Raw genomic sequence first — 23,908 nt, forward strand, 5'->3', positions numbered from 1 at the left:
CGGGGCAAGAAGATAGATCCCAGAATAAGGTACAGGTAATAGGTTACCACACGGTACAGCAGCACAATTACCGTTGTGAACCGGCCCAGGAACTGTCCGAAGAAGGTAGGAAAAGCCACTTCGGCAATGCCGGCGCCGCCAGGAGTTACCGCCACCAGCAGCACAATTTTGTACACCATGTTGCGCGAGAAAATAAGTACATGATCATGGAAACTAATATCAGTAAAGGCGGCAATAAGGCAGTTAATCACAAAGTAACGGGCCGTCCAGACAAAGGCAGTGGAGAGGGCGGCGTTCATCCAATAACTGAACGTGCTTCCTTTTAAATGCTTAGACGCCCACACCAGCTCATTGCCGTGTTTGTAGGCACCGGCTCTCCAGCGGCGAGTCCAATTAAATGAAGTAGCGCGCAAGAATAACCGCTTCACGGCGGTAGGGTTGATCAATAGACCATACGCCATCAAGAACGCATAAAACGCAATGAGAAGGTAGCTAATGACAAAGGCAATCTCCAGACTTTGTGTCACAGAAAACTCCATGGCCTCCACCTCCGGAAAAATATCTCCCGCGGTAATCAGAAACACCAGCGGCACGGCAATGATGAAGTACAGGTTATCCAGCATGGCCGTCACCATTACGTACGCCAGTGACTTGCCCAAGCTCAGCCCCTCTTTGTTCAATATAAAAGCAGCCACGGTAGAGCCGCCCACCACACTGGGCATTACGCAAGAGGCAAATTCCCAGAGCATGATCACGTCCAAGCTTTGGCGCCAACTCAAGAACTTCTCGGTCACGTACCTGATGCGGTAAATATACCCGAAGTCGCGCACCACCAGCACCAAGAAAGTCATGAACAGCCAGAACGGGCTTGCGTTGTACAGCGGACTAAAGTCCATTTCAGAGCTGTCGCGGTAGAACATGTACCCAATCACGGCAAAGCCAATGGCCACCGGAATAAGAATGCGCTGGGGCGTAAAATAAGAAAGAAGCTTTTTACGATTCAGATCCATGGTCGGCGGTCAGGTGCGGGTTTTCTGAAAAAGGCACGATGCGGAAATTATTAAACCCATCGCCAATCTCCAAGCCAATCTCGTTAAGCTGGAGCAAGTCTAAGATAGCCAAGAAGTTAAAGATCAAGCCAATTTTATCTGGGAACTCCTCCAGTAGTTCTGTGAACTCTACCATTCCTTTGGCACTTACGCGGTGCTTGATGTAGGTGCGCTGCTGATCAATGGTGTAAGGGTAGGTGTAAACGGTATGCTTGGGCCGGTTCTGCTCTTCGTCGTAGCGCTGCATGGCTTTATGGAACGCATGCATGAGGCTATAGAGGTTCAAGTCTTTGAGCTCGTACTCCAGCTGGTGCTTAGAGGCAATCTTGCTCAGCTCCTCGTCAGTGTTGCCACGTTTCTCTTGTTGCAGCCGCACGTCTTCCAGTAAGCCTAAATCGCCTAGTACTTCTTTGTAGCGCTTGTACTCCAGCAGGTGCTGTACCAGTTCCTGGCGGGGGTCAATTTCATTGCCTTGCTCGTCTTTCTCAAAGCGGGGCAGCAGCATTTTAGCCTTAATGCGCATCAGGGTAGCGGCGGTGAGTATAAACTCGCTGGCCACTTCCATGTTCATGGTTTCCAACTGCCTGATGTAGCCCACAAAGTCATTGGTGATCTTAGAAATCGGGATATCATGGATATCCAGCTCATCGCGCTCAATGAAGAACAGCAGCAGGTCAAAAGGGCCCTCAAAGAGCGACAGTTTTATTTCGAAACTCACGGAACTTGCGGTGCGGCAATGGTTTGAAAAACAAAATTACACAGAAGAAACGCTAACCCCAACCTTTAAATCCCGAACCCCCTGTTTTAGCCCATATTTCATAAAACCAGCTCATAAACGCAATAGAAGCAGGCGCAAATGAGTTAACAATAGGTGCTTACTATCACCGTTGCACAGAAGAGGCGCAGAGACTCAGAAAAAAACCTTAATTTTACCTTTTGTTTGGGTGCAATACGTATAGACATAAACTTTTAGAGCTATATACTGTTGCACCTATATCCACCCAAGCACACCGCCTATGATGATTGAACCGGGAGAACTGCTGGCCAAGATTAATTCGCCAGCCGATTTGCGTCAACTGCCGGAAGACCAGTTGCTGCAAGTATGCCAGGAGTTAAGACAATTCATCATAGACAATGTGTCTATCTACGGTGGTCACTTCGGGGCTAGCTTGGGGGTGGTGGAAATGACGGTGGCGCTGCATTACGTATTCAATACGCCCTATGACCAACTGGTGTGGGATGTGGGGCACCAAGCCTACGGCCATAAAATCTTAACTGGCCGCCGTGACCAATTCCATACCAACCGCAAGCTTAACGGCCTTTCAGGTTTCCCTAAACGGAAGGAGAGCGAGTATGACGCTTTTGGCGTAGGTCACTCCAGTACGTCTATTTCGGCGGCCTTAGGCATGGCCGTGGCCTCACAGTACAAAAAAGAATTTGACCGCCACCACATTGCCGTGATTGGCGATGGATCTATGACGGCCGGTATGGCCTTTGAGGCCCTTAACCACGGCGGCTCTACCGACGCCGACCTATTGGTGGTGCTCAACGACAACTGCATGAGCATTGACCCCAATGTGGGCGCGCTTAAAGAATACTTAACAGATATTACTACCTCCCGCACCTACAACAAAGTGCGCGACGAGATCTGGAACATACTGGGTAAAATCAGCAAATTCGGCCCTAACGCCCAACAAATAGCTTCTAAAGTAGAAAGTGGCATAAAGGCAACCCTGCTGAAGCAAAGCAACCTGTTTGAAAGCCTGAAGTTTCGTTACTTTGGCCCTATTGACGGACATGATGTGAATCATCTGGCCAGTGTGCTGAAGGATTTGAAAAAAATTCCGGGTCCGAAAATTCTACACTGCGTTACCGTGAAAGGCAAAGGGTTTGCCCTAGCCGAGAAAGAGCAGACCAAGTGGCACGCGCCTGGTTTGTTTGATAAGGTGACCGGTGAGATCCACAAAGTCCACCACACCACCCCGCAGCCGCCCAAGTATCAAGACGTTTTCGGTCATACGTTGCTGGAACTGGCAGAGCAGAACCCGAAGATTTTTGGTGTAACGCCAGCCATGCCTAGCGGCTCTAGCATGAACATCATGATGAAAGCCATGCCAGACCGGGCACTGGACGTAGGAATTGCTGAGCAACACGCTGTTACCTTCTCGGCTGGCTTGGCTACGCAGGGGCTGGTACCGTTCTGCAACATCTACTCCAGCTTTATGCAGCGGGCTTATGACCAAGTGGTACATGACGTGTGTCTGCAGAACTTGCACGTGGTTTTCACGCTAGACAGAGCCGGTTTCGCCGGGGCTGATGGGCAAACCCACCACGGCAACTATGATATTGCGTACATGCGCTGCGTGCCCAATATGGTGGTGTCTGCCCCCATGAACGAGCAGGAACTACGCAACCTCATGTACACCGCAAGCCAAGACGGCATGGGCCCATTCACCATCCGCTACCCACGCGGCGAGGGTGTTATGCCAGAGTGGCGCACCCCGCTGGAATTGATTGAAGTAGGCAAAGGCCGCACTATACAGGAAGGCGAGGAAGTAGCCATTTTGACCATTGGCCACATTGGCAACTATGCGGTTGACGTGTGCAAGCGCCTGAAGAAAGATGGTTTGCGCCCCGGGCACTATGACATGCGTTTCGCCAAACCACTAGATGAAAAGCTGCTGCACCATATCTTCCAGAATTACGAAAAAGTGTTGACTGTAGAAGACGGTTGCTTGCAAGGTGGCTTCGGAAGTGCTGTACTGGAGTTCATGGCTGACCATGGCTACAATGCCCAGATAAAACGTTTAGGCATACCAGATACCATTGTTGAGCACGGCTCACAAATGGAACTGCACCGCCTCTGCGGCTTCGACCCAGATGGTATAGAGCGCGAGGTGCGCCAGCTGATGGATGTGCACGTGCGGGTATAAATGAATCTAAAATCTTGAAAATCCCCTGTAGCTTCTGTTACAGGGGATTTTGTTTTTAGCTTGTTTTTCTAAAAATAGGCCGGAAATAGAGCTTGTGCTAAAGTGAATTATTTTAGAACTGTATGAAGAAGCTGTTATTACTAAGTCTTGTGTTTTTGCCGTTTTTGTGTTTCTCACAGGTAAAATATAGGCCAATATTTGGTTCTGCAGCCGATATAAATGCTATCAATGAAATTGTAGAAAAAGTGAAGTCAGGCAGCGCCTTTAAAATGCTGGTTTATTTGCCAAAAGTAGAAGATACAGAAAAGGTAAGCAGTATTTTAGTAGTTCAGAAGGGCAGTAAAGTTTTCTACTGGTTGATCAAAGATGATTCTGTTCTAACAAAAGGGCAGTTGGAGAGTAACAAAATATTTTCTTATCAATATGCCTCACTAACCGGGGCGACTAAAAGAGAAGACACCTTAAGGTTTGTTCCTCCTCTTGTGAATGGTATAGAAACAGAGAGTGTCATTTATGAAGATAGGAAAGTTAGATTCTATTTTGAACTTGGGAAAAATGTGGCAGGATACTCACCAGATCCTGCCGTAGAGAAATATCGTCAGGAGTGGCTAGAGATAATAAGGGAAGAGTTGAATTTGCTGCTCTAGTAGCCCTAGCAAGAATCTTTTTACTGAACCAACATCATTAAGGAGTGCCAACCTTTGCCTAGGTTGGTATAGAAAAAGAAAGCATGAAGTGGCTCTTTCTCATAAACCATCATGTCATCTTTGAGTAGAACAAAAAAAGCCTCTGCTTATTCTCATTAAGTTACAGCCGGGGCAGCTTTAGACTTTACACGCATATATCACCAACTATGGAATTTAGACAATTAGGAGCCTCTGGATTACAGGTGCCGGTGCTGAGCTTTGGTACGGCCACTTTTGGCGGGGGCAACGAGTTCTTCAAAGCCTGGGGCAGCACGCAGGTAGATGAGGCCACCCGCATGGTTAACCTCTGCCTCGACGCGGGTGTCAACTTCTTTGATACCGCCGATATTTACTCCCAAGGCATGGCTGAGGAAATATTGGGCAAAGCCATGGAAGGCAAAAGAGATAAGTTGATCATCTCCACCAAGGGCACGTTCCCCTTCGGAGAAGGACCGAACAACCAAGGCTCCTCGCGCTTTCACTTACTAAAGCAGGTAGAGGGCAGCCTCAAGCGCATGGGTACCGACTACATTGACATCTACCACATGCACGGCTTCGACGGCAAGACGCCCGTAGAAGAAACGCTGCGGACGTTGGATGACCTGATCCAAAGCGGAAAAATACGGTACATAGCCGCCTCCAACTTTTCGGGCTGGCATTTGATGAAATCACTGTCGGTTTCAGAAAAGAACAGTTGGAACAAATACGTGGCGCACCAGGTGTATTATTCTTTGGCTAACCGCGAGTACGAGTGGGAACTGATGCCGCTAGGGCTGGACCAGAACGTAGGAGCCATTGTGTGGTCGCCGCTGGCAGCCGGTCGTTTAGGCGGTAAATACCGCCGTAACCAGCCCTTGCCCCAAGACAGCCGCGTAGCTCAGGGCGGAAGCCCTGTACCGGAGGCTGTGGTAAACGAAGAAGTCTTCTACAATACCATTGACGCCTTAGATGAAGTAGCCGAGGAAACTGGTAAAACCATAGCCCAAGTGGCGCTGAACTGGCTTTTACAAAGACCTACAGTTTCCAGCGTAATTATTGGTGCCCGTAACGAGGAACAACTTAAACAGAATTTAGGATCTGTTGGTTGGAACCTGACGCTGGAGCAAGTAAAGAAACTAGACGCCGCCAGCGAAGTACCGACCATTTACCCGTACTGGCACCAACGCCAGAACCTCAAGCTCAACCCAATTCCGGATTTCTACAAGGAAAGATAATGGCTTAAGAACACAGGAGGTCTCATCTGGTAAAGCAGTTGAGGCCTCTTGGTTTAGCTTAAAGTCATTAAACATGATTTCTTTGAAGAGATCTAAAATAAAAGGTGATAGAGACGGTGCTAGTTGTTAAGTACTAATTTTCTGTTTTAGCACTTTCGCTGTCTGGAGTCTTCCGAAGGGCGACTCCAGACTAACCAATGAATCAGCAGGAACTCTGTTCCGGTCAAGTGGCAGGTTTGGCTCTATAAAAAAGAATTGCCACGAAATATTCTACCGCAAGTTTAGCAATAGCCTAACTTATGGTGGTAATGTGGGGAGTTTTCAACTCCCCTGGTTCTTTTTTAGATTTCAGTTTTTTTTTTCACAATTGCCTGATTTTAACAGGTAAGTTTTTAAACTTACCCAATTCGCTACCACAAGTTACGCTCGCGCTTAACTTGCGGTAGATTATAACTTTTACCATACTAACCTGTTTTAGCCCCGTTTTCTGGAAAACAGCCCAAAACAAACCTAACTATGAAAAACACCCCGTTAGGATATACAGATTCAGGCACTGGCCCAGCAATAGTTTTCCTGCATGGCTTCTGCGAGAGCAAAGATCTTTGGGCTGAGTTTGCCAAGCCGCTTGCCAAACAGTTTCGCTTAGTTGCCCTTGATTTGCCAGGCCACGGCGAGAGCCCCGCACCAGAGGGTTTTTCTATGGAAGCGCAGGCTGAGCAAGTGTACCTAACGCTGCAGCAGCTGCAGGTAGAAAAGTTTCTGCTGGTGGGGCACTCCATGGGAGGCTACGTAGCGCTGGCGTTTGCTGAAAAATATCCTGAGTTGTTGCGCGGACTGTGTCTTTTCCATTCTACTGCTTTGCCAGACTCTCCTGAGAAAAAAGAGAACCGCCTCAAAACCATAGAATTTGTGCAGAAGCACGGGGTAGAGAAGTTTATGGACAGCTTTGTAGCCCCGTTGTTTGCACCAGCTAACCGCGATGCCTGCCAAAAAGCCATCCAGAAAATGCAGGACATTGGTAAAGCTACACCGCCTAAAACCATAGAAGGTTGCCTGCAAGCCATGCGTAACCGGCCAGACCGTATACAAGTGCTGAAAGAGATACGCGTGCCCGTGTTTTTTATAGCTGGTAAAGAAGATCCGGCCGTACCGCTTGAGGCAACCTTACAGCAGTGTCACTTGCCAGAGAACAGTATGGCCTACTTTATAGGTGAGGTGGGCCACATGGGTATGTTTGAAAGAACCGTAGCCACCCGTCAGGCTTTACTGAAATTCGCTGAAACCTTGCCTTAAAACTTTATTTCTGGCGCAAGCGTCCGCTTGTGCCTGTGCTGAAGCTTCCCGTTTTCAGGCTACTTTTTGAAAAATAGCCCAAAAACGGAAATCGTTCTAAACCTGAAGGGTTTTCTGTAGCGTCGTGGTGCTATGAAGCAGATTCGCCTCTTCCAGTAAATACCTGTCTACACAGCAAAAATCTTTTGCTTAGATGGGATTAAGATAACTGAACGTTGCCACTGTGTGGAACCAGGTCATGCTGGTACCACTACGCTACCTTCGGTTAATCCTGTTTTTGGCCTTCTTCACGGAAAACAGGCCGAAAACAGGAGATTCTGCCCCATCATAAATTACAAATGCTAATTTCTAAAGCTGCTGAAATTCCTTTATTTTCAGGCTGGCAAATTAGCCATCTTCAACACAAACTTCTACATGCTACGCAAACCACTCTACCCGCTGGTGCTGGCGGGGCTTTTAAGTCTTCCGGCCGTTGCCCAGAAAAAGAACGACAAACAACCACCCGCCACCCCTGCCAAAGAACGTCTTGACGGATACCAGCAGCGAGTACAGCTTCAGAAAAATTCTCTTGTCAGCAACTTGGCATTCCGGAATGTTGGACCCACGGTGATGAGTGGACGAGTAGTAGACGTAGACGTGAATCCGGCTGACCCTACTCAGTTCTACGTGGCCTACGCCTCCGGCGGATTGTGGCGTACGGTTAACAACGGCATATCTTTTGAGCCGCTGTTTGACCGAGAGGCGGTCTTAACTATAGGCGATATTTCAGTAGACTGGAAGAACAACACCATTTGGGTAGGCACCGGCGAGAGCAATTCAAGCCGCTCGTCTTACTCGGGTGTGGGTATCTACAAGAGTACCGATGGTGGTAAAACCTGGCAATACAAAGGGCTGCCTGAAAGCCACCACATTGGGCGGGTCATTCAGCACCCCACAGACCCGAACACCGTCTGGGTGGCGGCGCTGGGGCACCTGTATTCTCCAAATCCAGAGCGGGGCGTGTACAAAACCACCGATGGCGGCAACACCTGGAAGCTAGTACTGAAAGGCGGAAACGAGAATACCGGAGCCGTTGATTTAGTCGTAGATCCGGCTAACCCGAATAACCTGTACGCCAGCCTTTGGCACCGCGAGCGGCGCGCCTGGAACTTCGTGGAAGGTGGCAGTTCCTCTGGCGTATTCAAGAGCACCAATGGCGGCGAAAGCTGGCAAAGGGTGAGCGGCGGTTTCCCTACGGGCGAAGGCATTGGCCGCATTGGCTTAAGCATTTTCCCGTCTAACCCCAACATCATTTACGCCAGCGTTGATAACCAGGACCTCCGGAAAGACGTGAAGCCGGTGGCTCAAACAAATAAGCTCCGGAAAGAGCAGTTCAAAGACTTCAGCAAAGAAGATTTCCTGAAGCTGGATGATGCGCTGGTGAACGCTTTCTTAGACGAGAACAATTTCCCGCGCCAGTACACCGCCAAGAGCGTGAAAGAGATGGTACGCACCGATAAGTTGAGGCCCGTGGCGCTGTCAGACTTCTTGGTAGACGCCAATTCCGCCATGATAGAAACGCCCGTAACCGGAGCACAAGTGTACCGCTCTGCCGATGGCGGTAAAACCTGGGCCAAAGCGCATGAAAGTTACATAGATGACATGTACTACACCTACGGCTATTACTTCGGGGTAATCAGAGTATCACCTTTGAATGCCGACCATGTGTACCTGCTAGGTGTGCCCTTGCTGAAATCTGAAGACGCGGGTAAAACCTGGAAAGAAATTGGCGGCCCCAACGTGCATTCAGATCATCAGGACTTGTGGGTAAGCCCTAACCGGCCGGGCCACCTAGTGAACGGCAATGACGGCGGCATCAACATAACCTATGACGACGGAAAGACCTGGTTCAAAGCCAACACACCTGCGGTAGGGCAATTCTATTCAGTTGCCATTGACATGGCCACGCCTTACCACGTGTACGGAGGTCTGCAAGATAACGGCGTGTGGGGCGGCCCCAGCACCTACCAAGCCAGCCTTGGCTGGACGGACAACGGCCGGTACCCTTACCAGCGCTACGGCGGCGGAGACGGCATGATGGTGCAGGTAGACTTCAGGGATAATAATACCTTGTACTCAGGCTCACAGTACGGCAACTATTTCAGGCTGAACAAAGCCACTGGCCAGCGTATGTCCATTAAACCAAGACATGAGCTGGGGGAGCGGCCGCTGCGGTTCAACTGGGAAACGCCCATTTTGTTATCAAGGCACAACCAAGATGTGCTGTATTACGGCTCCAACAAGTTCCACCGGTCACTGAACAAAGGCGAGAATCTGGAAACACTTTCCGGAGACTTGACTAAAGGCGGGCGTTTGGGAGATGTAGGCTATGGTACCCTTACCAGCATTGAAGAGTCGCCTAAACGGTTCGGGTTGTTGTACGTGGGCTCAGACGATGGTTTAATTCATGTGAGCCGTGACGGGGGCTATACCTGGGCAAAGATATCTGACAAGTTACCGCAGAACATGTGGGTAAGCAGCCTCGCGGCCTCTTCTGAAGACGAAGGAACGGTGTACGCCACCTTGAACGGCTACCGCTGGGATGATTTCACGCCTTACCTGTACGTGTCGCAGGACTACGGTAAAACTTGGAAACGCATTGGCACCAACTTGCCCAAAGAACCGCTAAACGTGGTAAAAGAAGATCCCAAGAACCCGAATCTATTGTACGTGGGTTCTGATAACGGTCTTTATGTGTCACTAGACAAAGGACAGACTTTTCAGGCTATGGGCGGGGAAGATTTGCCTTCGGTAGCGGTGCATGATCTGGCCATCCACCCTAGGGAAAATGATTTGATAGTAGGCACGCACGGCCGGTCTATTTACATAGGAAACTTAGCCCACTTACAGCAACTGACACCTGCCGTGCAGGCTAAAGGGGTTCATGCTTTCCCGGTGAATGCACCGCAGTTTTCTGAGCGGTGGGGCCAACGGTACGGTACCTGGAGCGATGCCTACGTGCCTAGCATTTCGGTGCCTTTCTATGTCAATTCTCCTGGGGTTACAACCATCCGTATTAAAACAGACAAAGGCTTGGTGCTAAAAGAACTGACTGACCAGAGTGAGCGCGGGTTGAATTACGTGACGTATGATCTCACTCATGATTCTTCTGCCGCCAGTATTTACGAGCAGGCTTTGAATGAGGGTCGTAAAGCCGGAGAGCAGGTGAAAGTGGCGACCGCAGCAGATCAGCGGTTTTACCTGCGCCCGGGTAAATATGTGGTAGAAATTGAAGCTAATGGTAGTAAGGCTACTCAAGAATTTACCTTGAAAGCTCCTGAAAGAAGGCAGGGCAGAGAATAACCCATAACGGTTTTGAAAAACGAAGAGGCCTCGGCAAATCATCTGCCGAGCCTCTGTTTTAGGCCTATTTTTAAGAAAACAGCTGGAAATCAGAAACTGTTGATTTACTCTGCGTCTTCTTCTTCATCAGATAGGTCTGGCCGCTCAGTGCTTTCTTCCGAGCCAAAATGTTCTTTGATCAGGTGAATGGCGTCTGCTTGGGTGAGCGGTTTAGATAAGTGCCCGTCTACTTCTTTAAACTCTTTGAGTCTATGCAAATCATAGAAGCTGGCAGAAGAAGAAAGAGCAAAGAGTTTCTTCGCTTTTTGTTCGTCTGGTAAGAATTGATAGCGTTCCAGAAAATCAAAGCCATCCATCCCAGACATTTTAATGTCCACCAGAATAAGGTCAAGAGGTAATTCTGCGGATAAGTGTTCTGGTCCGGCTAAGTATGCCAAGGCGGCCTGGCCGTCGGTGACAATGTCTATCTGCTGGGCAATTTCCGCTTTATTGAGCACGCGCTTGTTCATGTAGTTGGTGATCTCGTCGTCGTCAATCAATAAAATCCGGTTTATCTTTTCCATATGTTGGGGCGCAAATTAGTCGTTCAAATATAGTGCAAAAGGCGTTCAGAGCCGCTAAAAGGAGCATTGGCTCACTTGTTTAGTGCTATGCAATTCTTCTGCCTAAGTAGGTTTAGCGTTATAGTCAACTGCTGCCATGTGATGCCTTGGCTGAACTAGTAACGTGTATTTTAAAAAAAGTTTTCTTATACGCAAAAGAAGTGCTTTAGTAGCCGTATAGAAGTTTCCAAGACTGAGAGTGGGAAAATGAAATAAATCTTGTTAGGGCCATTCATTGTTTAGCAAAAGTAATTAATGGTTTCAGAGCTGCCAGAAGCACAAACTCCTCAGAAAATTAAGTATCTTCCTGACCATTTTTAGGGAGGTGTATAAATAATTACAAAATCAGTAGAGCGTACATGAAAAAGAGAATAGTGCCAGCTAAGTTTGGTATGGGAATGTTGGTGGTTGCGGCAGGCTTGGTAGCCTCTGGGTGCAGTTCAGAAGGAAAACAGAAGGAGGGAGGAGTTGTTCAAACCGCTTCTGCTGATTCTTTGCGTTCTGATCAAAAAGATAGTGCTGTAGTAGAAACAAACCCTACTCAGACCCAACAAGTCGAAGACAGTACCCACACCTTCGGCACCATTCTACCTAATAAGAGAATTATAGCCTATTACGGTAACCCCTTGTCAAAACGCATGGGTATTCTAGGAGAGCTGCCCCCAGAGCAAATGCTGGCAAGGCTAGATGAGGAAGTAAAGGCTTGGGAAGAGGCCGATCCTGCTACGCCGGTGCAGCCTGCCCTGCACGTGATCATGCTTACCGCCCAAGGCAAACCCTTGAAGAGCAACACCTACAGTCTGCGTATGAGCGGCCATGTGGCAGACAGCGTGATCTCTTGGGCCAAAACCAGAAACGCCATTGTTTTTTTAGACATACAGATAGGTAAGAGCACTTTTGAAAAAGAAATACCGCATTTAGAGAAGTACCTGAAGTTGCCGCAGGTGCATTTGGGCATTGACCCTGAGTTTGCCATGAAAAAAGGGGGAATACCGGGCGGTAAAATTGGCACCGTAGACGCGGAAGATATAAACTACGCCACCGGTTATCTTTCTGACCTTGCTACAAAGCACAACCTGCCTCCAAAAATCTTGGTGGTGCACCGCTTTACCCAAGGCATGGTCACCAACTATAAAAACATTAAAATCAGGCCAAATGTGCAGATTGTCATGCACATGGACGGCTGGGGTGATAAACCATTGAAGCGCGACTCCTATAGAGCCTACATTAAGAAAGAACCAGTGCAGTTCACCGGGTTTAAAATTTTCTATAAAAACGATACCAAGAAACCCGGTTGGAAATTATTCACACCAGAGGAATTATTGAAACTTGACCCGGTTCCGCACTATATACAATATCAATAATTATTTTTTACTGCTAAATTCATAGTAAATTTTTTTAATATCATAATTTCGGTTAGCTTTAGTGCATAGTTAAATGCCTAAAGCTTTCCGGACTTTGGCATGTCCATCAGATTAACTGTGTTGGTTGGTTTTTTTAAAGCAAAGTTTGGAGCTCCCTCTCCTCTTTTGGGCTCTATTTGCTATGATGGGTAGTTAGATCTATTGGATCATACAAGCGGCTCTCGTTTCTGCTGAGGGTCCTGTTTCTTCTGGGAGAAAATAAGTTAGAAAATGTTTATCCGCTGTGCAAAACCAGTAACGGTGTTGCCAGTGGCTTTTTGTTTTACTGGAATAGTATAATTCTTATATTTTTAGTTCAGTATTCTTAACCTAACCTAATTTATCATGAAGAAAAAGCTACCTTTTAAACAATGGCTAATGGCAGGGGCGATGTGTCTTTTGGGCACCAGTTCGCTCTTTGCGCAACAAGCTCCAGATTATGAGTTCCAGTGTAAAACTAGAAATGCTACCACAAATGCATGTACTGTTTCATTTGAAAATGCAGCAGCCGCTAACGTGCATGGTGTAGCGGTTGGAAGACAAGGCAAGGTTTGGTACGTGCAGTATACCAGAGGTATACTAGTACGTAACCCAGATGGTACCAAGCATGAGTTGACCAGTAACAAACTGGATTTTTTTACAGTTGGTGGAGTGCCTGATAAATCTCGGATAGATTCTATACACTACCCTGGGCTTACCAAGCCTGACGCTGCCGTAAATTTGCGTGGTATTGGCACAGCGCATGATGGCAATATTTTGGTTGTGGTTAACCATACTATACTTTATAAGTTAGATGCTGTTACTGGAGAGCCGCTGGCGCGTTGGGTAAGCCCAACAACTATGTCCAGTCCTTCATCTACTGCTGATGGTTATGTCTATGTTGGGGGAGTTTCGGCTAATAATAACTACATATTAAAGGAAAGCACTACTACGGCAGGAACGTATGTGGTAGAGGCAAACAATTTTGAACTACCTAACCGTGGAGCCGCAGTTTCAAGAACAGCCACCATCTCGCCAGATGGTACTGCTATTTATGTTTCTTTAGAAAATACCAATGTAAGAAGGTATACAAGAGGAGCTGGTGATGCATGGAATGTCTGGACAGAGCAAGCAAACATGGTACACGGAGCCACTACGAAAGTGGCTTATGCTTTATCTGGAGACCGAGTATTCACGCTTTCTGAGCCTAACGGAGCCACACCTGCTACTCTAAAGCTTACTGATTTCACAACGCCTGCAAATTCATATGAACTTGCTCTACCAGATGTTACTTCTGCAGATTTAAGAGGCCTTGCCTTTACTGATGGCCTTGATACAATGTACATTGCCTCACATGCAACAGGTAGAATCTTTACTTATATAGAAAACGTTCCTGTTATTCCCCCCCGTACCATTGGAGAGATACTGCCAACGTACAAGCGCGTTTGTATAGAAACAGATCCTGGAACAGGTGAGTGTATCAACTACTTCCCTACAAATATATCTAGAGCCGAGCAGCTTCAAGCAGTTGCGGTAGACAACCAAAGCAAAGTATGGGTGGCAATATATAATGATGGCCTTGTCGTACGTAACCCTGATGGTACAAGAGCGCAATTAACTAGCACCAACTTATCATACGCTGCTGTGCCCACCGGAGACCAATCTGTAATTACCCAGATTCGCTTTAATGGCTTTACTGATGCCGCTGATAGAGTACGTAGTGTGGCAAGAGCCCATGATGGCAATATCTTAACCATTGTTGGAGATAAGATTCTGTACAAGCTAAACGCCGTTACAGGAGAGCCTATGGCTCGTTGGACGGCCGAAGGCTTGCCATCATTAGCCACCGTTTCATCTTCAGCTGATGGGCTGATATTTTTGCACAGTGTTCTAGGCTCTGATAATGCTCACTACACCTTGCGCCAAAGCACTACTGACCCAACCACTTTTGAAGTAGTACAAAACAGATTTGAGCTGCCAAACAGAGTAGGTTGGTCTTCCCGTTCAAGCTCTATTTCACCTGAAGGTACAACTGTGCTTGTTTCAAGCGAAACGAAAACCGTTAACGTTTATGACAAAGATGAGAATGGTAACTGGGTTGAAGGCGAAGACATTATAACATTGGCAAACAGCAAAAAAGCATTTGCTGTAGACAAACTGCGAGTGATCACACTTCATGAACCTTCTGATGACGCGCCGGCCTCGCTTAACTTCCACACCAGAGCTGATTTAACCAGCGCATGGGAGCTGCAGTGGAGCCAACCTTTAGAAGGAATGACAGCTGCCGACATAGATTTGCGCGGGCTTGGGTTCAGTGCCTATTTAGATACTGTGTATGTTGGTTCTTATATGACTGGTGCCACTTATCGGTATATTGCCCAAAAACCAACAGACTATACCATCGCGCAGGTTCGTCCGGTAGATGCTCAAGGGGTTGCCGAAAAGGCAGGTGAGTATGTGCGCCTGAACGGTACCGTAAATACTGGAAACTTGTCTGCTGCTGGTTACAACTTTGTGATGATTGAGAATGGTGCCGGTGTTCAGGTTTATAATGAAACCAAAGGTGTTATGACCTATACGCCAACGGTTGGTGACAACATTGAGGTGATTGGTACTTTAGAGCAAAACAAAGGAATGCTGCGGTTAAATGTAGAGTACATCAAGGTAGAGTCTACAGGTAACGCCGTAACTGCCCCTACAGTAGTAACTGCTTTAACTGAAGCCAATGAGGCGCTGCCAGTACGCATAGAACAAGCTACCCTAGTAGATGCTTCTCAGTGGACTACAGGTCAAGGTGAAGACGGCTTTACGGTGCAAGTTCAGAAAGGAACAGAAACTATAAATGTATACATTCCTAGCTCGTCTGCATTGTACAACATGGCTGCCCCTGCCGGAGAATTGCAACTAGATGGAATTGTCTTCCAGTCAAGAGAAGAAGCTCCGTTTACCTCGGGTTACTACGTGGTGCCACAGTCAGCGCAAGACATTAAATATGCTACTACTGTTCTGGCTGATGTGCAGTGGTGCGCTGGCGAAGAGTTCAATTTGCCAGCCTATGCCATGGGCGCTAACCCTGCAGCAGCTACTGTGCGGGTAGAACTGTCAGACGCCCTTGGTTCATTTACAACACCTCAGGTAATTGGTACCTACCAAGGTACTGGTGCTGGCCAGGTGGCGGTTACTGTTCCGGATGTTATAACTGGTGCCGGGTACCGTGTTCGGTTAGTGTTGGAGGCTCCTGAGCTTACCAACCTGCTGAGCCAGTCTATTACCATCACGAATGCCCCAGATGCTGACTTCTCACAAGCCGGTGATGTACTTACTGCTACGGAAGGTGATGCCTACCAGTGGTACAAAGACGGCGTTGCCATAACAGGAGCTGAAGGTACTGCCCGTACATACACTGCCACACAGTCAGGGCAGTATAGAGTAGAGGTGACTACCGGTGGGTGTTCTTCCATGTCAGATCAGAAATCTGTGGTGGTGACTGCCATCCGGAAAGATGCTGAGGCTCAGGCTGTGAAATTATATCCGGTGCCAACTACCGGTGAGTTGTTCCTGACTATGCCAGGATCTGTCCGTAAGGCTACCCGAGTGGTTGTAACAGACCTGGCAGGCAAAACAGTGCTGGCTGCTGAGCTACACGGTAGTGAGACACTGGCTATGGACTTAACCAAACAAGCTGCCGGTGTTTACCTGGTAGTGCTTGAAACACCAGAAGGTAAAATTGTTCGCCGTGTAGTGAAACAATAAGCAACCTACTATTTTAAAAAAGGGTCTCTGCAAAGAGACCCTTTTTGTTTTAGGCATGTTTTTGCTAAACGAAGCAAAAAGTAATACAAGAGCAGGCTGTATTCTGTAGCTCTATAGACTGTAGGCTTTGGGTTTAACAACTGAAGTCAAGAAGCATGTTTGCCGAGTTTTATTTTTGTTAAATATGCTTGTGTTTGATATTCAGTGTTTTGCGAAATAAATTATTTAAGGTTTGTTTTTAATAAATTTTAATATTTGTTCCTGTTTCTTTGCATTTAATAAGCAGATAATATAATTTGCGCTATATGCAAAGCAGAAGTAACTTTTACAGGATTTACTATTTTGCTACCTGTTGCTGAACAACAAGCACTAAAAACTATTCTAATTGTAACACCACTAACCTAACCGATCAAACCATGAAGAAAACTCTACAAAAACTAACATTATCAGTATTAGCTGTAGGGAGCCTTAGCCTTCTTTCTGATGCAGCTCTTGCTCAGGGTGGCAAAAAGCCAACATATTTACACGACACAGAAAACACTAACGGCAAGGGCTTTTTTGTGAAAGGTGTGCACTCAACTGAATCACAAGGGGTAGTAACTGACCCTGCAGGAAGAGTATGGACTATTTCTTGGTACCACGGGTTTTACGTGGTAAACCCAGATGGTTCTGAATATAAGCTTCCTGCTGCTGAAAGCGGAGATCTAACGTACGCTGAAGCTCCAATAGCAGGTGTGCCTTATCCTCACGTTTCTGCCATCTTTACTGATGCAGGCCAGCTTGAGTCTTTCCATCAGACAGGAAGAGGATTAGCCCTTGCGCATGACGGTAATATCTTAGTGGCGCGTGGTAATGTGCTGTACAAATTGAACTACCTGACAGGAGAGCCTATTGCCCGTTGGCAAGCACCATCTACTAATATTTCTTCCCCTAGCTCTGATGCTAATGGAAATATCTTCCTAACCAGTGTAACAGATAATAAAAATTATATCATCAAGCAAAGCGAGACAAACCCCTCTGAGTTTGTAGTAGTGATGGGTGAAACCGCTTTCCCTGGGCGTACAAAAGAAGTAGTGCGTAGTTCTGCCATTTCTAAAGATGGCAAAACAATTTATGTGCCTTATGACAACAGGAATAATATAGATAAGTACACAAGTACAGATATGGTCAACTGGACTTTGGCTGGTACCATTGAAACCGCTTCGGGTTCAAACGCTATTGTAACTGGTCCTAATAATGTGCTGTGGTACATTACCATTGCTACCAATCCTGTGCTGCACTTCAGAGATGAAAAAAATGCGACCTACAATTGGTCACAAGCCTTCGGCACAGAAGTAGGATCAAATAACATTAAAGGAATGTCCTTTACAAAAGGTTATGACACTCTTTATATTGCCAGTGGCTCACTTACTGGTAATATCCACCGCTTTATCACTTATGATGAAGTTATCCTTTCTGTACGCAAAGACGATGTAGCCAAAGCGGTAACTGCTTTCCCAGTGCCTACTGCTGGTCAGGTGACAATTGAAATGCCAGAGTCTATTCGTCGTGCTTCCACTATTCAGGTAACAGACTTAACCGGTAAAAACATTGCCGTTCGTCAAACTGCTGTTGACAGAGGTGCCTCCTTAGATCTGAGGGGATTATCGGCGGGTACTTATCTGGTAGTGGTGAACACTGCAGAAGGTAACATTGTGAGAAGAGTAGTAAAGCAATAATTTTTCTTAATCATGTAAAAAAGGGCTCCTTTTGGAGCCCTTTTTTTTTGCCGTTTTTGGCTTGTTTTCTTAAAAAGAAGAGGGAAACGGCAGCTTTATTTAAAGCGAATAAAGGTGTTCTGAAGGGCCAGTATCATTGAAGCTAAGTCTACTAAGTGAACGCACTGCTTTAGAAAATACAGTAGTAATTCCTTATAAAACATTCTTCAGGAATAGCTTATTTTCTTTATTAACAGTTGCTAAATCGGAAATAAATATCTTAATTAGGGTAAAACATTTTAAAAATAAATATTAATAGCTAAGGCTAGAAAATTCTGTAAGTGGCTTATAAATAGTAATTTAATGGGCGGTAGGCTTTGTGAGGAAGATTAGCTTAACAGATTAGTAATGCGGTGGTAATACCGAGATAAAACACGTTTTTCACTTTTACCCTTACATAACCTAAACTATCTTTCATGAAAAAAAACCTACTCCCCTTCAGGGTCTGTTTGTTGGTTTTGGCATGGCTGTTACTGGCTTCACAGTCACTCCATGCGCAAATCAACTTAAACTGGACCAAACCGGCTGAGTTAAATGCCGGACTACCCCCCTCAATTCAGGTCTTTTATTCCAACACTCCTGTAAATGGAGCGGTCATGAAAACCTACTATGCTCTCATAGACCTGAATGACCCCAACATAGAGCTGAAAACAGGATACACCCCTGGGGTGAAAAAGACGCCAAACCAGTGGGCTGCTGCTGAAACAGATCCTGTTTATGCCGTGGTAAACGGAGGTTTCTTTAACACCACTACTAACCATGCCCAAGGTACCGCTGTGCAAAATGGACAGGTTCTGGCCATAAACGGGAAAGATAACCGTACCCGCAGTGCTTTTGGAGTATTACCAGGCAACATAGCAGACATAGCCTGGATTTACCATGTGGGTGCTGAGAATACCATGTACGAGTACCCCAACCCAAATCCTGTTTCTGGTTTCAATCAAGAGCCATCTGCCACTTATCCTGAGGGTGCTCAATTATGGCCTGCTACCACCGCGCTTGGCGCCGGTCCGGTAATTGTGCATAATGGACAGATCAGAATGACCAAAGACGAAGAAGGCATGTGGGCCAGTGGTGACAACCGTGAGCCTCGTACTGGAATTGGCCGTACCGCCGATAACAAAGTAATTCTTTTGGTAGTGGAAGGGCGTAACCCAGGTATAAGCGCTGGGGTGACCATTCCGGAAATGGCCCAGATTTTCTTAGGCATTGGTGCAGAAGAAGCCATGAATTTTGACGGTGGCGGTTCTTCTGCTCTGGCCATACAAGGGCAGAACACAATTCGTCCGTCAGATGCGGGGGAACAGCGGGCTGTGCCTACTGCCCTTATTGTAAAGCGCCGCACCCATGTATATGACACCGAGAACTCTGCTGTATATTTTGAGCGTGGCGATTCCTGGACAGAGTCTTTGAATGATGGTTATTATGGCCCATCAAGAGCCCGTTACATGGCTACCGGAGATGGCTCTAACTTTGCCACCTATAAACTAAACAATATAACCCCAGGTCGCTATGAAGTAAAAGCCTGGTGGGTAGCCTCAAGCAACCGCAGCACGAATACTCCTTATAAAATCTACAAGGGTGGTGTGGCCGAACCTGTAGTTGTAAGAATGAACCAAACGGTCAATGGCGGCAAGTTCAATCTGGTAGGTACTTTTGATTTAGGCCCCGGAGATTCTATAGCCATTGGTAATGACGCCGAGGGGCAGTATGTGATTGCCGATGCCATTAGCCTGGAGAAAGTAGGCGAAAGTTTGCCTGCCATAGCCTTTGAAGGAGGCTTAGAGAGTGGTGAAGCTATTGAAACCCAAAACAGCGGGTTTGATGTCTTTCTAACTAGCCCCAACAGTGGTTTCACCTTGGAAACGCTAAGGGTGTTTAAATCAGTGAATGGTGGCGCTGAAACACAAGTGGGTAATGACATTGACTTGAATGGCGCTTACAGCCACACCTATGATTTCACCTATAATGGTTCTGACCCAGTTGGCTCTAAAGTTACTTTCCGCTTTGAGGTGGAAGACAACATGGGCCGTATGGTTTCCAAATCATTTGAGTACACTGTGGTGACCCTTACCCAAGTGGTTATTAAAGGTGGCGCCACAGAGGGAACGCACCCGCAGTTCCGTCCGCTTAATCTGGAGCTTTCTCTGGAGACTCGCCAACCTAGCGTGAACGTGAAAGAGCTCAGAATATTTAAGTCAGTAGACGGTGCTAATGAGCAGCAGCTAGGCCAGACCATTGCTCTTGAGGCGCAGCCGCAGCAAGATTATCCTTTCTCGCACGCCCTTACAGAGGCTGTGAACAGCAAAGTGACGTTCCGTTTTGAGCTCACAGATGCCAACGATGTTAAAGCCAGCCGTACGTATCAGGCTACCGTGGCCCCAGCCCGTGGCGACTTCCGGATTGCCGTCATTTCTGATTTGAACTCAAGCTTTGGTTCTGTTAGCTATGAGTGGCAGGTAGACAGCATCATGCAACGTATTCCACGCTTATGGCAGCCAGACATGGTAGTAGCCGGCGGTGACATGGTGGCGGGCCAGCAAGCTTCATTAACCGCTGAGCAAGTGGCCGCTATGTGGAATGGCTTTGATGCCAAGGTTGCCCAACCTTTAAAAGATGCCGGTATTCCGTTTGCCTTTACCTTAGGTAACCATGATGCCGCACCAGGCATGTCTACTGATCGTACTGTGGCCAAGGAATACTGGGAAAAGCCAGAGAATGCGCCCGCTTGGCATGGAGTAGACATGACGAACTATCCGTTCTACTTCTCTTACAAACCAACCGCTGATTCTGATATTTTCTTTGTGTCTTGGGAAGCCAGCAGTGCTAACATTCCTGCTGCACAGTTAGAGTGGGTTCGGGAGCAGTTCTCCAGCCCAGAGGCAAGAGCTGCTAAATTCCGTTTCTTAGTTGGTCACTTGCCGCTGTACAGCGTTGCTCAGCAATACAATTCCGCCGGAAACATTCTGAACAATGCTGCCGCTCTACAAGCCATGATGGAGGAATTGGATGTGCATACCTACATCAGTGGTCACCACCATGCCTACTATCCTGGTAAGCACGGCTCAGTAGAATTCTTAAATGCGGGCGCCGCCGGTTCTGGGCCGCGTGCCTACATGGGCTTAGATGAAGTAGCGCCAAACACGGTTACGCTTATGGACGTGTTCCTTGATCAAGATACGGTGGTGTACACTACCTATGAGATCAAAGAGCCTATTGCCTCCAACATGCGCGTATTTGATGATAAGCGTCTGCCTGAGTTAATGGTAGGGGTAAATGGGTACATGATTCGCAGAGATGTACCGGTATCTGGAGCAGGAGTTGGTGCGCTTTCTTCTTATAACCAAAGTAACAGCCGCGCATCTGAAGCAACCGGAACTGTAACTGCTACAGACATGGGCGACAATATTATGATTAGTGGCTCATTCAGTAATCTGGAAGGAATGCTGTTGGCAGACCGCGGTGCAGTTGGTTTATACCAAGAGTCATATCCTAAGGACGGTTCTTTAAAGCTTGCTTTGAACGTAGAAACTACAGACGGCCGCAATGGCACTTTCAGTGGCGTGTTACCAGCTAATTTCAGCCTGAAAGAGCTGTTTAGCACCGGTAACTTCTATGTACTTATCAAGACAGACAAATACCCAGCCGGAGAAGTAAGAACCCAGTTGTACCGTGCTACAAACGTAGGGCCTGCCTTGCCGGTGATCTCCAGCCATAACTCTACTGACACATACCCAATCCGTAACATTAAAGCTATTTTCCCAATTCAGTGGAATGCAGCCAAAGACCCAGAGGCAAATGCTGTTACTTATACCTATCAGGTTGCCAAAGACGAGCAGTTCTCTGAGGTTATTCTTGAAGAAGCCATTGGGTTAGGTACTTCTTATAGCGCACAGCAAGAAGCCTGGTACGCTCTTTTAGGAAATGCCGAAGACGGAGCTCCAATTACCTTCTATCACAGAGTTGTTGCCTCAGATGGTAAAAATGTGACCGTTGGGGCGGGACAAGCCCTTCAGTTAACTAAGAATTCTGAAGCTCTTACTGGTCCGGTGACCATACCGGCGCCAAACTTTGTGTATGACTGCAAAACCAGGGATGCTGAAGGAAACTGTATAGCGGCATTTGGTACGTTGACAGCAGACCAAGGCCATGGGGTGGTGATTGACAAGTATGGCAGAGCATGGTCAGTTGCTTACGGTTCAGGTATCAGAATCCATAGACCAGACGGAACAATCTTTAGAGACATCACTGCTAATCTTTCTCTCAACGGTCAATCTCATGCAGTAACTGCCGTGCGTGGAATAGGCATTGCGCATGATGGTAACATTTTAGTTGTCGTGAGGAATACAGCACTTTATAAACTAAACGTAGACACCGGTGCCCCAATGGCATCGTGGGTTTCTCCTGCCAGACTTGATGAAACCAACATTGGTCTCACAAACCCAACCTCCACTAATGATGGAATAGTGTATGTAGGATCTGTGACGACAAATCATAATTGGATCTTAAAGGAGAGTACAACTGACCCTACTAAATACGATGTGCTGGAAGATCAATTCTCGCTTCCAGGCAGACTTGGAACCATCAGGGCTTCCGCTATTTCTCCGGAAGGCAACAACATCTACGTGCCTAGCTCCGGCGGAAACAGGTTGTTTAACTACTACAGTGCAAACGGAAGAAATGGATGGAGCCTGGTTGAAACCATTGCCCTTCCAAATCCGCAGTCTTACTCAGTACATGCCGCGGGTAATAACAAGGTATATGCTATTGCCAACACCAGCGGAAACACGCCAGCTACCTTGTTCATGCGTGATGATACTGATCCGAACCAGAAGCTGTCATGGAGCCTGCCATTGCCACACATCAACGGTGCTGATTTGAGAGGCTTAGCGCTTTCAAAAGGCGAAGACACGCTTTACACCACAGCCGCTAACGGAACGCTTTACCGTTACATCATACCTACCAGCGGTAGCGGTGCAGAAAGAACGTTAGAAGATTATATCATTGCGCAAACCAGACCGGTGAACGCCAGCGGTGTGGCCACTGAGGCGGGTAAATATGTACGGGTGAAAGGGGTTGTGAACAGCAATAACTTGTCACGCGCCTATTTAGACTTTGCCTTAACAGATGCCGGTAAGGGTATTCAGGTGTACAAAGTAAGCCAAGGCGATATGGCTGCTTATACCCCAACGCTGGGCGATAGCATTGCCGCCATTGGTTTACTGAGACAATACAATGGTTTGCTTCGTTTAGAGGTAGATTCTGTACGCCTGATCAAAACAGGTGAAGAACTAGTGGTTCCAATGGAAGTAACTAGCCTAACAGAAGAAATGGAATCTTACCCAGTAAGACTGCAGCGTGCCAGACTGGTAGATGCAAGCCAGTGGACCACCGGTGAAGGCTATGTTGGTTTTGAAGTACAGGTGCAGACAGAAGCAGGTGTGTTCCCAATGCTGATACCAAGCAACTCACCGCTTTACAACATGCCTGCTCCTCAGAACGGGCTGCAGATAGACGGTATTGTGCAGCAGTTCAAAATTGAGGCGCCATATGTTTCTGGTTACTACCTTGTTCCTCTCAGCGCTTCTGCCGTGACCGGTGTTAGAAAAGATGAGGCTGCCAATGAAGTGAAAGTGTATCCAGTGCCAACCTCTGGAATGCTTTCTGTACAGTTGCCTGAGTCTATTCGTAAGGGAGCTCAAGTGCAGGTAACCGATCTGTTTGGTAAAACTATAATGGTAAAAGACAGTGTAGCCAATAACTTGGTGAACCTTGACATTTCTAAGCTTTCTAACGGAGTGTATTTGGTAATCATACATACTCCAGAAGGAAAAGTAGTTCGCCGCGTGGTGAAGCAGTAAATACTATAAAATAGCATGGTTGAAGCGGCTGCCCAT

12 protein-coding genes are annotated in these 23,908 nt (G+C 47.1%); 9 read left to right on the forward strand and 3 right to left on the reverse strand.

Annotation, left to right across the window (positions count from 1 at the left end; genetic code table 11):
* Together A8O23_RS20505 and A8O23_RS20510 are read right to left on the reverse strand one after the other, a co-directional pair.
* Positions 1 to 1,010: lysylphosphatidylglycerol synthase transmembrane domain-containing protein (locus A8O23_RS20505; protein WP_066625824.1), on the reverse strand; the 1,010-nt coding region annotated here is incomplete at its 3' end.
* Positions 994 to 1,767 (reverse strand): segregation and condensation protein A, encoded by a 774-nt coding sequence (locus A8O23_RS20510; RefSeq protein WP_066625826.1) that lies wholly within the window; start codon positions 1,765 to 1,767, stop codon positions 994 to 996. The genes A8O23_RS20510 and A8O23_RS20505, both read right to left, overlap by 17 nt.
* Positions 1,768 to 2,065: 298 nt before the next feature.
* Here A8O23_RS20510 and dxs point away from each other — a divergent pair, with 298 nt between their 5' ends.
* From dxs to A8O23_RS20535, 5 genes are all read left to right on the forward strand, one after another.
* Entirely contained in the window at positions 2,066 to 3,982 is a 1,917-nt protein-coding gene (dxs, locus tag A8O23_RS20515) for a 1-deoxy-D-xylulose-5-phosphate synthase (RefSeq protein ID WP_066625829.1), read from the forward strand.
* 122 nt (positions 3,983 to 4,104) lie between these two features.
* The gene (locus A8O23_RS20520; RefSeq protein WP_066625832.1) at positions 4,105 to 4,629 is read left to right on the forward strand and encodes a hypothetical protein; all 525 of its coding nucleotides are present in this window, start codon (positions 4,105 to 4,107) and stop codon (positions 4,627 to 4,629) included.
* Between the two features lie 206 nt (positions 4,630 to 4,835).
* Positions 4,836 to 5,882: an aldo/keto reductase gene (locus A8O23_RS20525; protein ID WP_066625835.1), complete on the forward strand. Its 1,047-nt coding sequence runs from the start codon at positions 4,836 to 4,838 to the stop codon at positions 5,880 to 5,882.
* 516 nt (positions 5,883 to 6,398) lie between these two features.
* Positions 6,399 to 7,175 carry an alpha/beta fold hydrolase gene (locus tag A8O23_RS20530; protein WP_066625838.1) on the forward strand — a complete coding sequence of 259 codons (777 nt, stop codon included), beginning with the start codon at positions 6,399 to 6,401 and terminating at the stop codon, positions 7,173 to 7,175.
* Positions 7,176 to 7,589: 414 nt separating this feature from the next.
* Positions 7,590 to 10,517, forward strand: coding sequence for a WD40/YVTN/BNR-like repeat-containing protein (locus tag A8O23_RS20535; RefSeq protein ID WP_066625840.1), 2,928 nt, complete (start codon positions 7,590 to 7,592; stop codon positions 10,515 to 10,517).
* 104 nt (positions 10,518 to 10,621) lie between these two features.
* Here the strand turns inward: A8O23_RS20535 and A8O23_RS20540 are convergent, their stop codons facing one another.
* The gene (locus A8O23_RS20540; protein WP_066625842.1) at positions 10,622 to 11,080 is read right to left on the reverse strand and encodes a response regulator; all 459 of its coding nucleotides are present in this window, start codon (positions 11,078 to 11,080) and stop codon (positions 10,622 to 10,624) included.
* 398 nt (positions 11,081 to 11,478) lie between these two features.
* Between A8O23_RS20540 and A8O23_RS20545 the strand changes: the two genes are divergently transcribed.
* The 4 genes from A8O23_RS20545 (at position 11,479) to A8O23_RS20560 (ending at position 23,872) form a co-directional block, all read left to right on the forward strand.
* The gene (locus A8O23_RS20545; protein ID WP_239693466.1) at positions 11,479 to 12,483 is read left to right on the forward strand and encodes a hypothetical protein; all 1,005 of its coding nucleotides are present in this window, start codon (positions 11,479 to 11,481) and stop codon (positions 12,481 to 12,483) included.
* Positions 12,484 to 12,867: 384 nt separating this feature from the next.
* A complete protein-coding gene (locus A8O23_RS20550; protein WP_082883199.1) occupies positions 12,868 to 16,254 on the forward strand; it encodes a T9SS type A sorting domain-containing protein in 3,387 nt (1,128 codons plus the stop codon).
* A gap of 416 nt (positions 16,255 to 16,670) precedes the next feature.
* Positions 16,671 to 17,972 (forward strand): T9SS type A sorting domain-containing protein, encoded by a 1,302-nt coding sequence (locus A8O23_RS20555; RefSeq protein ID WP_066625844.1) that lies wholly within the window; start codon positions 16,671 to 16,673, stop codon positions 17,970 to 17,972.
* Positions 17,973 to 18,427: 455 nt separating this feature from the next.
* A complete protein-coding gene (locus A8O23_RS20560) occupies positions 18,428 to 23,872 on the forward strand; it encodes a phosphodiester glycosidase family protein (protein ID WP_066625846.1) in 5,445 nt (1,814 codons plus the stop codon).
* Positions 23,873 to 23,908 lie beyond the last annotated feature (36 nt).

Source organism: Rufibacter roseus, assembly GCF_001647285.1.
Classification (GTDB): Bacteria; Bacteroidota; Bacteroidia; order Cytophagales; family Hymenobacteraceae; genus Nibribacter; species Nibribacter roseus.

Bases quoted from the DNA above. Each gene is read 5' to 3' on its own strand.
- A8O23_RS20535 (WP_066625840.1), top strand. From the start codon at position 7,590: ATGCTACGCAAACCACTCTACCCGCTGGTGCTGGCGGGGCTTTTAAGT.
- A8O23_RS20530 (WP_066625838.1), top strand. From the start codon at position 6,399: ATGAAAAACACCCCGTTAGGATATACAGATTCAGGCACTGGCCCAGCA.
- A8O23_RS20540 (WP_066625842.1), bottom strand. From the start codon at position 11,080: ATGGAAAAGATAAACCGGATTTTATTGATTGACGACGACGAGATCACC.
- A8O23_RS20550 (WP_082883199.1), top strand. From the start codon at position 12,868: ATGAAGAAAAAGCTACCTTTTAAACAATGGCTAATGGCAGGGGCGATG.
- A8O23_RS20520 (WP_066625832.1), top strand. From the start codon at position 4,105: ATGAAGAAGCTGTTATTACTAAGTCTTGTGTTTTTGCCGTTTTTGTGT.
- A8O23_RS20545 (WP_239693466.1), top strand. From the start codon at position 11,479: ATGAAAAAGAGAATAGTGCCAGCTAAGTTTGGTATGGGAATGTTGGTG.
- A8O23_RS20525 (WP_066625835.1), top strand. From the start codon at position 4,836: ATGGAATTTAGACAATTAGGAGCCTCTGGATTACAGGTGCCGGTGCTG.
- dxs (WP_066625829.1), top strand. From the start codon at position 2,066: ATGATGATTGAACCGGGAGAACTGCTGGCCAAGATTAATTCGCCAGCC.
- A8O23_RS20555 (WP_066625844.1), top strand. From the start codon at position 16,671: ATGAAGAAAACTCTACAAAAACTAACATTATCAGTATTAGCTGTAGGG.
- A8O23_RS20560 (WP_066625846.1), top strand. From the start codon at position 18,428: ATGAAAAAAAACCTACTCCCCTTCAGGGTCTGTTTGTTGGTTTTGGCA.